The organism is Reyranella sp. GW821-FHT14A01, from assembly GCF_058803965.1.
The window spans coordinates 21,334-34,712 of record NZ_JBXAPM010000015.1; the positions used below are offsets into that span (position 1 = coordinate 21,334).

A 13,379-nucleotide genomic window follows, 5' to 3' on the forward strand; every position below is an offset into this window, starting at 1 on the left:
GTCAGACCTGATCCTGGCCTGCGCGCAGCGATAGCGCCGCGATCGCGAGCGGCGCGGCGCGACCGCGGATCGTCAGCGTCGGCAGGGGCTCGGCCCGCAGGTCGGCCGGCAGAGGGACCTGCGCCAGCAATTCGGCCGACACCAGCACATCGCGGCCCAGGGTCTTGCAGGATTCGAGGAGGCGCGCGGCGACATTGAGCGTGTCGCCGACATAGGCGATCTCACGCCGGACGTCGCCGATTTCGCCGGCGACGATCTCGCCGCAATGCACGGAGGCGCGGAACTCCGGAAGAGCATCGAAGCGCCGACGGTACTGCGCGGCATTGTTGGCAATATGCTGCTGCACGGCAAAGGGGCAGGCAAGGCAGGCGCCGTCGACCAAGGCCTTAGCCTGTGGCCAGGTCAGGATCGCCTCGTCGCCCACATATTTGTGGATCTCCGCGCCACATTCGAGGGCGGCATCGGCGACGTCACGGAAGAAGTCGTTGAGCAGCTCGTGAAAGCGGACCGGTCCCAGTTTTTCCGCGAGGCCGGTCGAGTTCTTCATGTCGATCAGCAGGAAGACCCTCTGCTCGGCTTGTGGCTTCGAATAGCGGCCGGTCACCAGGTTCGAGAGCGTCCGGAAGCCCAGCAGGAGGCCGACCTGAAACAGGAGATTGACGATCGTGGACATCGATATGGCGAAGACGAGCGAATCGCGGAACGTCGCGTCGAACTGGAAGCCCCGGGGGCCGATCGTCGCGCTTGTCACGATCAGCCCGCCGACGATGACGACCGAGTAGAAGATCACCCTGAAGAGGAAGTACCAGATGAGCGGCAGCCGCCGCAGGCGCCTCATGAAGCCGAGCTTCTGTCCCTTGACCTCGAACAGGATGATCGGCGTGGCGATGACGAGCGAGTTCGCCATGCCTGACAGCGCCGCTCGCCAGCCTGGCACTTCCGCTTCGCCGACTGCGTAGCCGAAATAGGCGCTGATCAGCGCGCTCCCCAGGCTGAGCCAGAGGATGACCCGCCAGTCGCGCCGGTCGCGGCCGCGAGAGATCATGCAGCGGCCCGGTCGAGCGCCCGCTTGAACGTGGCATGATCGACGTTGCCGCCCGAGCAGACGACGGCGACGGCGCGGCCTTTCACGGTCAGCTTGCCGGTAAGCGCCGCGGCCAGCGCCACGGCGCCGCCCGGCTCGAGTACCAGCTTGAACTCGCGGAAGGCCAGTTCCATGGCGTCCAGCACTTCGTCATCGGTGACGACGAGGCCCGGTCCCAGGACCTGCTGGGCCAGCGGGAAGGTGACGTCGCCCGGCGTCGGCGCCAGCAGCGCATCGCAGATCGAGCCGGAAAGCTTCTCGTTCTTCTGCTTGGTGCCGGAGCTAAGCGATCGGGCAAGATCGTCGAAGCCGGCCGGTTCGCCGGCATGAACGCTCGTCGTCGGGCTGATGCCCTTGACGCCCAGCGCCACGCCGGTCGCCAGCCCGCCGCCGGAGCAGGGCGCCGCCACGGCATCGAGCGTGACGCCGATTGCCTTCGCCTGTTCGGCGATCTCGAGGCCGGCGGTGCCCTGGCCGGTCAGGATCCAGGGATGGTCGTAGGGCGGCACGATGGTGGCGCCGGTCTTCGCGGCGATGCCCTGGCCGATCTCCTCGCGGCTGTCCTTCACGCGGTCATAGAGCACGACCTCCGCGCCGCTCGCGCGCGTGTTGGCGACCTTGAGCGCCGGTGCATCGGCCGGCATCACGATGGTGGCCTTGATGCCCATCAGGCGTGCCGCCTCGGCCAGTCCCTGCGCATGATTGCCCGACGACCAGCCGACCACGCCTTTGGCGCGGTCGGCTTCGTTCATCGAGGCGAGGAAATTGTAGGCGCCGCGCAGCTTGAACGAACCGGTGCGCTGCAGGCACTCGGCCTTGAGGAACAGGCGCCCGCCCAGCTTGCGGTTCACGCGCTCATTTTCGAGCAGCGGCGTGCGGATCGTCACGCCGTCGAGACGGCGGGCGGCGGCCTGGACATCAGCAAAAGTCGGAAGCGAACTCATCGTGAAACACCAATCAGGTCGGGAAGCCCGGACAGATCGCGGATTTCGGCCGCGAGCGTGCCGGGCAGGTTGTCGTCGGGCGCGCCGGTGCGGTTCACCCAGACGGTATGGAAGCCGAACTGCGCGGCGCCATGGGCGTCCCAGCAATTCGATGAGAGGAAACACACTTTGTCGGGCGTCACGCCGCAGCGCGCCTCGACGAGGCGATAGGCGCGCGGATCGGGCTTGAAGACGGCGGCCTCATCGACACTCAGCACCGCCTCGAAATGGTTGGCGAGATTTGACGCTGCCACCATCGGATCGAGCATGCCGGGATTGCCGTTGGACAGGATCGCGGTCCGCATGCCGCCGCGCGCGAGACAGGCCAGCATGCCCGGTGCCTCGGGAAACGGCTCCAGCGCCAGGTAGGCGCCCATCAGTTTCTCGCGTATGGCGGGATCGGCGATGCGATGGGCGGCCAGGCAATGGTCGAGTGCCTCGCCGGTCACCTGCCAGAAGGGGGCGTAGGTTCCCATGGCGTTGCGCAGCCACGTGTACTGGATCTGCTTCTGCCGCCACAGCTCGGCGAGCGCGTCGGCGGAAGGCCCGACCGCCCTGCGATGGCGCGCCACCGCCGAGTTGAAGTCGAACAGCGTGCCGTAGGCGTCGAAGACGCACATCTCGATGCCGGGCAGGGGAACGGCCATTCAATTGCTCCGAAACGGCGTAGACCGTAGGCTAACAAGCATGTTCGTCGCCATCGTTCAAATCCCCATGACCAAGCGGCCCCGCGATGCCGCGGTCGAGGCCGCGCGAAAGTCCGCACCCACCTATACGGCACTCGGCGCCAAGGGCCTGTTGCGGAAGTATTACCTCAACGGCGAGGCGGGCGGCGGCGGAGTCTATCTCTGGGAATCCGAGGCCGCGGCCCAGGCCTGGTACACGCCGGAGTGGGAAGCCCGCATGGAGGCCGCCTTCGGCGCCAGGCCGATCGTGACCTATTACGATAACCATGTGGTCGTAGATAACGAGGCGGGCAAAGTCCGCATCGAAGAGTGACGCCCGGAACGGTCGTTGCGCACTTCATGAAATGACAGGGAGCGAATGATGCAGAAGCGCAAACTTGGCCGGACGGGCCTCGAGGTTTCGGTGCTGGGCTACGGCGCCGGTGCGGTGGGCGGTCTCTTCACCAAGGGCCAGGCGGCCGATCAGGAGCGGGCCGTCGCGCGCGCGATCGAGGCCGGCATCAACTATTTCGATACGGCAGCGCGCTACGGCGACGGCGAGTCCGAGAAGAATCTCGGCCGCGTGCTGAACGCCCTGAAGGCCGACGTCGTGGTCGGTACCAAGTTTCGCCTGACCGCGGCGGCCCGCGGCAATGTCGCAGCCTTCATCGCGCAATCGACCGAGGAGAGCCTGAAGCGCATGGGCCGTGACCATGTCGACCTGCTGCAACTCCACAATCCGCTGACGGCCAAGGACGGCGGCGACAATCTAGACGTCGAGATCGCGCTGAACGAGGTGGTGCCCGCGCTGGAGAAGCTGCGCAAGCAGGGCAAGACGCGCTTCATCGGCTTCAGCGGCGTCGGCGAACCCGCCGCGCTCCTCAAGGCTGTCGATTCGAAGCTCTTCGACACGGTGCAGGTCGTCTACAACGCGCTCAATCCTAGCGCAGGCGGCGCGATGCCAAAGGGCGCGCCCGGCCTCGATTACGGTCGCCTGCTCGACCGCGCCAAGGCCGCCGACATGGGCACGATCATCATCCGCGCGCTGGCGGGCGGCGCGCTCGCCGGCACGACCGACCGCCATCCGCTCGCGCAGCAGCAGGTCCCGCCGATCGGCTCGGCGCCCGATTTCGCAGGCGACGTCGAGCGCGCCAAGCAACTGGAGCCGCTGGTGAAGGAGGGCGCAGCGGGCAGCCTCACCGAACTCGGCGAACGCTTCGTGATCTCGCACCCGAACGTCTCGACGATGCTGGTCGGCTACTCGACCTTGCAACACCTCGAAGAGGCGATCGCGGCCGTGAACAAGGGGCCGTTGCCGGCAGCTGCCGTGCAGCGGATTGCCGGGTGACAACACCTGCTGGAAAGCTTGCCGATGGTAAAGCGTGTGTGGGTCAAGGTCCTGGCGACGGACAATAAGATAGATATCGCGGCACGATGAGAGCGGATGCGGCCGCCGGTATGAAAACGCGCCGTCAGCCCCGCTTCGACATCGCGGTCTTGCGCAAGCTGGCCGGCGACAAGGTGTTCGCCCGCGGCGAGGACTATCATCGCAAGGGCCAGGTCGAGCTTCTGTCGATCGAACGCAACCGGGTGCTTGCGCAGGTCGCGGGTTCGGAGGACTACCGCACGGTGCTGACGGGGCGAGGCAAGACCGTGGGCGGCGAATGCTCATGCCCGGCCTACGACGACAGCGATATGTGCAAGCACATGGTGGCGGTCGCACTTGCTGTGAACGAGACGGGCGACGAGGGCCAAGCGCCGACCACTCTCGACCACATTCGTGCGCACTTGAAGCAGAAGGGTGTCGATGCCCTGGCCGACATGATCGTCGATCTTGCCGAGCGCGATGCGGCGCTGTTCCGCAAGCTGGGCATCGCTGCCGCGGCGGCTGCGCCGGGCAACGCCAAGGGCCTTGAGAAGCAACTGCGGCGCGCGATCGACAGCGCCACCCGCACGAGAGGCTTCGTCGACTATGGCGAGGTGGAGGGCTGGGCCGAGAATATCGGCGCAGCCCTCGATGCCGTCGCCCAGCTTGCCGAGGGACAGCATGCCATTCTGGCCCTGAAGCTCGCCCTGCACGCCATCGACCGTATCGAGGGAGCGATCGAGTCGATCGACGATTCCGATGGCCATGGCCACTCCCTGCTTGAACAGGCTAGCGACATCCATCTCACCGCCTGTCTGGTGGCTAAGCCTGAACCGGTCACACTCGCGCGCGATCTCTTTGCGCGCGAGATGTCCGAGGAATACGATACTTTCTACCGGGCCCTGGTGCGCTATGCCGAGGCGTTGGGAGAGGTGGGGCTCGCCGAATATCGGCGCCTTGCTGTTGAAGCTTGGGAGAAATTGCCGCCGCCGGCACGAAAGCCGGAAAACGGGGACGACCCCAGCCGGCTCGTTGATATCATCGACTTTTTTGCGGAACGCGACGGCGACGTCGAAGCGCGCATTGCGCTGCGTGCTCGGAATCTCTCGTCGCCATGGGCCTATCTGCGGCTGGCAGAGTTCTGCCGGGCGCAGGGCCGTACGGAAGAAGCGCTGCGGCGGGCCGAGGAAGGGCTCTGGATGTTCGAGGACGGGCGGCCGGACGAACGGCTGGTGCTGTTTGTCGTCGAACTCCTATTGAAGGCGGGTCGGAAGGATGATGCCGCCGCTCGCTTGTGGAAGGCGTTCGAGAAGGCTCCAAACTTGGAGCTCTATCGGCGGCTCCGGCAGCTCGCCGGCAAAGCCGCGGGCGAGCGCGCGCTGGCATACCTGGAGACGAAAGCAGCGGCGGACCAGACCATGAAAGGGGACGCTGCGGCCGATGTCTTCATTCACGTCCTGATGGAAGAGAAGATGTACGATGCGGCGTGGGCGGCCGTGCGCAGCCATCCCCGTGTCGGGCAATATCTCACGGACGCCCTCGCCGAAGCGAGCGAGAAGACCCATCCGGCGGAGGCGCTCGCGGTCTATGCAGCGCGAGTCGAATCACACGTCGCCGTCGGTGGCAGCGGGAACTACGAGACGGCCTGTAAGCTGATTGCCCGTATGGCCAGGCTGCGCGATGCTGGCAGCCATAAGGCCTATATGGAGGCGCTCAAGGAGCGCCACCAGCGCAAACGCAATTTCATCAAGCTGCTGGGGTGACGCCATGCGGCGCGCCAAGATCGAGCAACAGAACCAGTACTTGCTGCGCCAGCAGCGGGAGTTCCGCATGGCTGCCGATGTGGTGGCGGATGCATTCGCCGCGTTTGCGGAGGTGCAGGCCGTGGCCGTCATCGGCTCCGTCGCCAAGCGGCTGTGGAAGGAGGTGCCACGCTTTTCGGAGTACCGCCGCGCGCGCATCGAGGTCTGGCACGAATGTGGTGATCTCGATCTGGCGGTCTGGCTGGACGCCCAGGACCGTCTGGAAGAAATGCGCCGGGCCCTGGCGCAATCTCTGACTGCCGCCTTCAAGGCGGGCACGGGAGTCAGCACGCCCAGCAACCGGGTCGACGTGTTTCTGTTCGAGCCGGACAGCGACCGCTATCTCGGCCGGCTCTGCCGCTACAGCACCTGTCCGAAGGGCAAGCTCGACTGCATGGTTCCTGGCTGTGGCTCGATCCCCTTCAACAAGGTCGTCGACGGCTTCAAGCCGTATGTCGATCTCCTCGCGTCGGCTCCCGACTCCACACTCTACGTCCGCGGCAAGGGACGGCTACGCTCGGCTCTTGACCTGCCGTCTGTCGAAGGCTGAGAAGGGAATGTTATGACGATTACGAGAACCAGAACCTTCCGCAGCGGAAATAGCGAAGCCATTCGCCTGCCGAAGGATGTCGCGTTCGGAGAGGATCGGGAACTTGTCGTCGTGCGTTCCGGCGACGTGATGACGATCTATCCGGCAGCTACATCTATCCCGGCGACGATCAAGCAGCTGCGCGCTCTGCCGGCACCGTTGACAGTTGAACGTCGAGATGTCGAGGAATTGCCGGAGCGACATGGGCTCTGATCGGTAGCATTCTTCCTTGATAGAGGTCGGGCTTTCTTACGACCGTCCCGTCGCCGGCGGGACGCTCTTGAACTGGCCGTTCAGACGATCGCGATAGACGTTCACGCCTTCCATGATGCGTTGTACGTAATTGCGGGTCTCGCGGAAGGGGATCATCTCGATCCAGTCGACCATGTCGATCTTGCCCGTGCGCGGATCGTTGCCGGCTTCCAGCCAGCGCGCCACCCGGTTGGGGCCGGCATTGTAGGCCGCAAGTGCCAATTCGTAGGAGCCGCCGAAGCGCTGCAGCATCTCGGCAAGGTACTGGCTGCCGAGCTGGACGTTGTAGGCGGGGTCGCGGGTCAGCTTGTCCTGGATGAAGGGCACTTTCGCCCGTCCCGCCACGTCGCGCGCCGTGCCGGGCAGGAGCTGCATCAGGCCGAGCGCGCCGGAGGTCGAGACGGCGGCCGAGTTGAACGAGCTTTCCTGCTTGGTGAGCGCCATGGCCAGCGCCCGCTCGACCGAGCCCGTGGCGCCGAGATCGACGATCGGGAAGGCGGCGTCGAACAGCACCACGCCGTTCTCCGCGCCGCGGCGCGCCACGGTGAGGCCCACGTCGGGCCGCTTCAGGTCGAGGGCAAGCTCGGCCAGCAGGGCGACCTCGCCCGGCGTCGTGATCGAGCGCGCAAGGCGCAGCAGGAACGGGCGCGCCCGCTCGTAGTCTCCGGCCTGTCCGAGATAGCGCGCCATCACCGCGAGCTCGCGGCCGGCCAGCGTCTGTTTCTCGGCAGCGGTCGGGACGGGATCGACCGGCAATTTCGGGTTCACGCCCTGGAGCTTCTTGGCTGCAAGCTGGCCGTAGAAGGTCTGGCCGTAGCCGGCGGCGCGCGCGTACCAGTCGTTGGCGTCCTTGGTCTGCTTGGCCGCCTCGTAGGTGCGGGCGAGCCAGTAGGCGCCGCGGCTCTTCGATATGTCGGTGGAGACGCCGTCGTACAGCGTCGAGAAATGCTTCAGCGCATCGGCCGGCTTCTTGAGTTGGCGCAGTGCGATCCAGCCGGCCAGGAATTCGCCCTCGGCAAAGGCGACGCCCTTGGTGAGGCCGTGGCCGATGGCGACGGCATAGGCATCGGCGGGTCGATTGGCATCCAGCAGGCCGCGCACGACAAGGTTGCGCTCGGTCCACCAGGCATCGGTCTGGTTCGGGATCGGCCCGGCAAGGGCTGCCTTGGCTTCGTCGAGCGTGCCGGTGCGGCGAATCCACTGCATCCGCTCGAAGCGCAGCGGCGCTTCGGCGAGACGTGCGGGGGCAACAGCCTTCAGGAGCGTGCCGGCATCGGCCGCTCGCGTCGCCATGGCAAGGCGGGCATTGGCGATCGGCTGATAGTCGGGCGGCAGCTTCGGCACGAGACCGCGCGCCACCTCGTGGCGGCCCTCGCGCAGGATACGGTCGAAGCGGGCGATCTGGTCGGGGCCGGTCAGGAGCTGGGCGTAGCGATTGAGGAAATCGTTCTCGTCCGAGCCACGCAGCGTGGCGTTCTGCCAGGTGTCGCGGGCGAAGCGGGCAACGTCGTTGGGCGCCGCCGTGCTGGCCGCCTCGAGCCGGCGCATATGGCCGGTGCTGGTGAGGGGTGGGAAGGCCGTGAAGTACCGCACGACCTCGGTGGGCGGCGTCTCGGGGCCGATCCGCTCCTCGGCCTGGCGGCGCAGCACTTCGGGCTCGGGCCAGTCGGGCTGCTCGCGCAGGAAGCGCCAGGTCGCGGCAAAGCTCGCCTCGGTCCTGGGCGCGGCGCGCAGGATGCTCCAGGCGACATAGCGGTCGAGCAGAGGATTGCGGAAATTCGCGACCGCGGCCTGCGCGTCGGCCCAGCGGTTCTCGTCGATGGCCTTGAGGGCGGCGGCAAAAGCGGCCGTCTCCGCGGCGTTGAGTGGATTGGCCGAGACGGGCTGGGACGTCAGGGGGGCCGCGGCGGGCGGTGTCGCGGAGTTTCCCTGCACGGTCGGTGCGGGAGCAGGCTTTTCGACATCGCCCAGCAGCCGCCGCACGCCGGTCGTCGGGCCTGCCGGCTGGGCCAGGGCGGGGGTGGCCGCCAGCAAGGCGGCCAGCAAGATGAGGGGGGATTTCTTGGTTTTCACGCTAGGAATCGTAGGCAGACAGTTGCGGCATCACAATGGCGAGTTGCTCACCTTGCAGGGCCAAACCCCGAGGCTTAATAAGGTGAATTGCCAAGGGAAAATCGGAGGAAAGCCATGTTCACCGGATCGCTCGTTGCGCTGATTACCCCGTTCAAGAACGGATCGGTGGACGAGAAGGGATTCGAGAAGTTCGTGGCCTGGCAGATCGAGGAAGGCACCGACGGGCTGGTCCCGTGCGGCACTACCGGTGAATCGCCGACCCTCTCGATGGAAGAGCACAAGCGCGTCATCGAAATCTGCATCAGCGCGGCCAAGGGCTCGGGCGTGCCGGTGATCGCCGGTACCGGCTCGAATTCGACCGCCGAGGCGATCGAGCTCACGCAGCATGCCAAGAAGGTCGGTGCCGACGCCGCCATGCTGGTCGTGCCCTATTACAACAAGCCGACCCAGGAAGGCCTGTTCCAGCACTTCAAGGCGGTGGCCGAGGCCGTCGACATCCCCATCCTGCTCTACAACGTGCCGCCGCGGACCGGTGGCGACATGCAGGTCGAAACGGTGATCCGGCTGTCGCAGGTCAAGAACATCATCGGCATCAAGGATGCCAGCTACGACATGGCCCGTCCCACCCTGACCCGCCTCAAGGCGAAGAAGGGCTTCATCCAGCTCTCGGGCGAGGATGCGAGCGCGCTGGGCTTCCTGGCGCAGGGCGGCGACGGCTGCATTTCCGTGACGGCCAACGTGGCGCCGCGCCTCTGCGGCGACATGCACGATGCGTGGAAGAAGCGCGACCTCGACAAGGCGTTCGAGCTGCAGGACCGGCTGATGCCGCTGCACAAGGCGATGTTCTGCGAGACCAGCCCCGGTCCGGTGAAGTACGCCGCCGAGCTGATCGGCCAGTGCAGCGCCGAGATGCGCCTGCCGATGGTGCCGATCGCCGAGAGCAGCAAGAAGGCCGTGCACGAGGCCATGGTACATGCCGGCCTCACTAACTAGATTAAGAGTCCTAGAAACTCACCGAGAGTCCTGTGGCCAATAAACCGGAACTGGACCGCACCGTTGTGGCCCAGAACCGCAAGGCGCGGCATAACTACTTCATCGAGGAGACTTTCGAGGCCGGGCTCGCGCTGACCGGCACCGAGGTCAAGTCGCTGCGCGGCGGGCGCAGCACGATCGCCGAAGCCTATGTCACGGAACAGGGTGGCGAGGCTTGGCTGCTCAACGCCAACATCCCGATCTACGCCTCGGGCAACCGCAACAACCATGAGCCCCGGCGGGCGCGCAAGCTGCTGCTGCATCGCGGCCAGATCAACAAGCTGATCGGCGCCATCCAGCGCGAGGGCCGCACCGTCGTGCCGCTGCAGGTCTATTTCAACGAGAGGGGCCGGGCCAAGATCGAGATCGCGCTGGCCGCCGGCAAGCAGGCGCACGACAAGCGCGCCTCGATCAAGGAGCGGGACTGGCAGCGTCAGCGCAGCCGCCTGCTCAATCGCACCTAATACAGGAGACGCCGCTTGAGTACTGTTCTGATCACCGGCGCCGCGCGCGGCCTCGGGCTCGACTTCGTGAAACAGTACGCTGCCAAGGGCTGGAAGGTTCATGCCTGCGCGCGCGCCCCTGAGGCATTGAAGCAGGTGAAGGGCGACATCCATCCCCACACGCTCGAGGTCACCGACTACGCGGCCGTGAAGGCGCTAGCCGCAAAACTGAAGGGCGAGGCGATCGACGTGCTGATCTGCAACGCCGGCGTTTCGGGGACGGAGGCCACGGTGCTGGGGTCGCTCGATCCGGCGGTGTGGCGGCAGACCTTCGAGGTCAATGCGCTGGCGCCGCTGATGATGGCCGAGGCCTTCGCCGACCATGTCGCCGCCTCGAAGGACCGCAAGCTGGTGGCCATTTCCAGCCGGCTGGGCAGCATCACCTTCGCCAACAACGGCCGTTATTCCTATCGCGCCAGCAAGGCGGCGCTGAACATGGAATGGAAGGGCCTGTCGGTCGATCTCGCCCCGAAGGGCCTGATCTGTGTCGTGCTGCATCCCGGCTGGGTGCAGACCGACATGGGCGGCTCGGCGGCCACGCTGACCATCGAGCAGAGCGTGCCGGCCATGGTGAAGGTGATCGACGGGCTGAAGCCTGCCGACAATGGCCGCTTCCTGAACTACGACGGCACCGAATTGCCCTGGTAGCCATGCTGCTCAGCCAGGAACAGACGCTCATCCGCGACACCGCCCGGGCCTTCGCGCAGGAGCAGGTGTTGCCGCATGTGCGGGCCTGGGAAGCAGCCGGCGAGATCCCGCGGTCGCTGCTCGCGGAGATGGGCCGTCTCGGCTTCATGGGCATGACTGTGCCGCCCGAATGGGGTGGTGCCGGCGCCGACATGGTGTCTTACGTGCTGGCGCTGGAAGAGATTGCGGCGGCCGATGGCGGGCTCTCCACGGTGATGAGCGTCAACAACTCACCCGACTGCGCGGCGCTGCTGGCCTATGGCTCGCCCGAGCAGAAGGAGAAGTGGCTGAAGCCGCTGGCGCGCGGCGAGGTGCTGGGAGCCTTCTGCCTGACCGAGCCGCAGGCGGGTTCCGATGCCTCGAACCTCAAGACGCGGGCCGAGAAGCGCGGCAACGACTGGGTGCTGAACGGCGTGAAGCAGTTCATCACTTCGGGCCGCACCGCCGACATGGCGCTGGTCTTCGCCGTCACCGATCCGTCATCGTCCAAGCGCGGCATCTCCTGCTTCATCGTGCCGACCGGTACGCCGGGCTACCGCGTCGCCTCGGTCGAGAAGAAGCTCGGGCAGAAATCGTCCGACACCTGCCAGATCGCCTTCGAGGATTGCACCGTCGGCGCCGACGCGATGCTGGGCGGGGAGGGCGAGGGCTATCGCGTTGCGCTGGCCAACCTGTCGGTGGGACGCATCGGCATCGCCGCGCAATCGGTGGGCATGGCGCGGGCGGCGTTCGAGGCCGCACGCAGCTACGCCCAGGAGCGCGAGGCCTTCGGCACCAAGATCGCGAACCACCAAGCGGTGCTGTTCCGGCTCGCCGACATGGCGACCAAGGTGACGGTTGCACGGCAGATGGTGCTGCATGCGGCAACGCTGCGCGACGCCGGCCGTCCATGCCTCACCGAGGCCGCAATGGCGAAGCTATATGCGTCCGAGATGGCCGAGGAAGTGTGCTCGGCCGCAATTCAGATCCACGGTGGCTACGGGTACGTTTCCGATTACCTGGTGGAGAAGATCTGGAGGGACGTCCGCGTCTGCCAGATCTACGAGGGCACCAGCGACGTCCAGCGGATCCTGATCGGCCGTGGTTTGGCTGCTTTATAGGCCCGCCTTCCCCTTGTTCCCGATCACTCCGCGTGCGAACATCATCCGGTGTGAAGGTCGCGCAAAGCGATCCGGGGGAGCTTTTGGGGGAGCCGGGCGACGGATGGTCGGTCGTGCGCCGTAACTTTTTGAAACTACTCGTGCTCGCTGCGGGCTTGCTGTCGGCGACAGGGATTGCTGTCGCCCAGGACAGCAAGATGGTACCGGCGAAACCCGTTGCCGCCGGTTCGACCGGGCGCGTCATCCAGATGCAGACCGCGTTCAACCCCGCCCTGCCCGGCTCGGGCGAGGGCGTGCGCGTCTTCACCCGGACCGTGAAGCACATGACGGCCGGGGCTTTCGCCATCAAGATCGTCGAGCCGGGCCGGATTTCGCCCACGGCCGACATGCTCGACGCCATCCAGTCGGGCGACCTCGAGGCCGCCTTCACCTGGTCGGGCTACGCCGCCAGCAAGGCGCCGGTCTTCAACGTGTTCGCCACCGTGCCGTTCGGCCTCGGACCCGAAGACATGACCTCCTGGATGCTCGACGGTGACGGCTCCCGCATCCATCGCGAGGCCTACGACAAGCTCGGCATCGCCGGCATTCCGTGCGGCATCCAGGGCCCCAAGGGCGGCGGCTGGTTCCGCGGCGAGGTCAACACGGTGGCCGACTTCAAGGGCCAGCGCCTGCGCTACGGCAAGCTGGCGGCTGACGTGATCGCCCGCATGGGGGCGACCCCGGTGCCGCTGCCGCCGGGTGAGTTCTTCTACAAGCTGCAGCAGGGCAACGTGGATGGCGGCGAGATGTCGACGCCGGCCATGGACGCGGCGCTGGGCTTCGACAAGCTCGGCCTGCCTTACTACATGCCGGGCTGGCAGCAGCCGTCCGCGGTCCTCGATTTCCTGATGCGCAAGGACAAGTGGCAGGCCCTTCCGGCCTCGCTGCGCGTCCAGATCGAGACGGCCTGCCAGGCGAATATCGCCTGGATGCTCAGCCGGTCCCCCAATGTGCAGGGGCTGGCGCTCGAGAAGCTGAAAGCGTCGGGAGTCGTCGTTCGCGAATGGTCGCCGGACGTGCTGGCGGCCTTCCGCAAGAACAGCGACATCGTGGTCAAGGAACTGGCCGAGCGCGATCCTGATTTTGCCGCCGCCCTCGCCAACCAGAAGGCCTTCATGGCACAGGGCGCGCACTGGCGGTCGCTCTCTCGCCTGCCGTAACCGCCGGCTTGCACGTAGTCACCGGTCCGGGCAGGTTGCCCGGG

The 13,379-nt window shown here is 66.4% G+C and carries 14 protein-coding genes; 10 read left to right on the plus strand and 4 right to left on the minus strand.

Going from position 1 to position 13,379, the window contains the following annotated elements:
- Position 1: 1 nt before the first annotated feature.
- The 3 genes from AC1ROX_RS24555 to AC1ROX_RS24565 are packed head-to-tail and all read right to left on the minus strand — an operon-like array spanning position 2 to position 2,714.
- Complete coding sequence (locus AC1ROX_RS24555; RefSeq protein WP_493130150.1) at positions 2-1,045, minus strand: adenylate/guanylate cyclase domain-containing protein; 1,044 nt, start codon at positions 1,043-1,045, stop codon at positions 2-4.
- Positions 1,042-2,028, minus strand: a complete 987-nt coding sequence (locus AC1ROX_RS24560) for a threonine ammonia-lyase (RefSeq protein ID WP_493130152.1) — start codon at positions 2,026-2,028, stop codon at positions 1,042-1,044. Before AC1ROX_RS24560 ends, AC1ROX_RS24555 begins: the two co-directional genes overlap by 4 nt.
- Complete coding sequence (locus tag AC1ROX_RS24565; RefSeq protein WP_493130154.1) at positions 2,025-2,714, minus strand: haloacid dehalogenase type II; 690 nt, start codon at positions 2,712-2,714, stop codon at positions 2,025-2,027. The genes AC1ROX_RS24560 and AC1ROX_RS24565 overlap by 4 nt, the downstream gene beginning before the upstream one ends.
- 40 nt (positions 2,715-2,754) lie before the next feature.
- On the opposite strand from AC1ROX_RS24565, the gene AC1ROX_RS24570 reads away from it, so the two are divergent.
- The 5 genes from AC1ROX_RS24570 to AC1ROX_RS24590 all read left to right on the plus strand — a co-directional run bounded on the left by AC1ROX_RS24570 (position 2,755) and on the right by AC1ROX_RS24590 (position 6,702).
- Positions 2,755-3,066, plus strand: a complete 312-nt coding sequence (locus AC1ROX_RS24570) for a monooxygenase (RefSeq protein WP_493130157.1) — start codon at positions 2,755-2,757, stop codon at positions 3,064-3,066.
- A 48-nt stretch (positions 3,067-3,114) separates the two neighbouring features.
- The gene (locus AC1ROX_RS24575) at positions 3,115-4,080 is read left to right on the plus strand and encodes an aldo/keto reductase (RefSeq protein WP_493130158.1); all 966 of its coding nucleotides are present in this window, start codon (positions 3,115-3,117) and stop codon (positions 4,078-4,080) included.
- 110 nt (positions 4,081-4,190) lie between these two features.
- Positions 4,191-5,861 (plus strand): SWIM zinc finger family protein, encoded by a 1,671-nt coding sequence (locus AC1ROX_RS24580; RefSeq protein WP_493130160.1) that lies wholly within the window; start codon positions 4,191-4,193, stop codon positions 5,859-5,861.
- 4 nt (positions 5,862-5,865) lie between these two features.
- Complete coding sequence (locus AC1ROX_RS24585) at positions 5,866-6,450, plus strand: hypothetical protein (protein ID WP_493130162.1); 585 nt, start codon at positions 5,866-5,868, stop codon at positions 6,448-6,450.
- A 12-nt stretch (positions 6,451-6,462) separates the two neighbouring features.
- Positions 6,463-6,702 (plus strand): antitoxin, encoded by a 240-nt coding sequence (locus tag AC1ROX_RS24590; RefSeq protein ID WP_493130164.1) that lies wholly within the window; start codon positions 6,463-6,465, stop codon positions 6,700-6,702.
- A gap of 36 nt (positions 6,703-6,738) precedes the next feature.
- On the opposite strand, the gene AC1ROX_RS24595 is transcribed toward AC1ROX_RS24590, so the two are convergent.
- Positions 6,739-8,814: a lytic transglycosylase domain-containing protein gene (locus AC1ROX_RS24595; protein ID WP_493130166.1), complete on the minus strand. Its 2,076-nt coding sequence runs from the start codon at positions 8,812-8,814 to the stop codon at positions 6,739-6,741.
- A gap of 114 nt (positions 8,815-8,928) precedes the next feature.
- Here AC1ROX_RS24595 and dapA point away from each other — a divergent pair, with 114 nt between their 5' ends.
- The 5 genes from dapA to AC1ROX_RS24620 all read left to right on the plus strand — a co-directional run bounded on the left by dapA (position 8,929) and on the right by AC1ROX_RS24620 (position 13,335).
- Positions 8,929-9,807 (plus strand): 4-hydroxy-tetrahydrodipicolinate synthase, encoded by an 879-nt coding sequence (gene dapA, locus AC1ROX_RS24600; RefSeq protein WP_493130168.1) that lies wholly within the window; start codon positions 8,929-8,931, stop codon positions 9,805-9,807.
- Between the two features lie 32 nt (positions 9,808-9,839).
- Entirely contained in the window at positions 9,840-10,310 is a 471-nt protein-coding gene (gene smpB / locus AC1ROX_RS24605; RefSeq protein ID WP_493130170.1) for an SsrA-binding protein SmpB, read from the plus strand.
- Positions 10,311-10,325: 15 nt separating this feature from the next.
- Entirely contained in the window at positions 10,326-10,997 is a 672-nt protein-coding gene (locus AC1ROX_RS24610) for an SDR family oxidoreductase (RefSeq protein WP_493130172.1), read from the plus strand.
- Between the two features lie 2 nt (positions 10,998-10,999).
- Positions 11,000-12,136 (plus strand): acyl-CoA dehydrogenase family protein, encoded by a 1,137-nt coding sequence (locus tag AC1ROX_RS24615; RefSeq protein ID WP_493130174.1) that lies wholly within the window; start codon positions 11,000-11,002, stop codon positions 12,134-12,136.
- Positions 12,137-12,333: 197 nt separating this feature from the next.
- Positions 12,334-13,335, plus strand: coding sequence for a TRAP transporter substrate-binding protein (locus AC1ROX_RS24620; protein ID WP_493130176.1), 1,002 nt, complete (start codon positions 12,334-12,336; stop codon positions 13,333-13,335).
- Positions 13,336-13,379 lie beyond the last annotated feature (44 nt).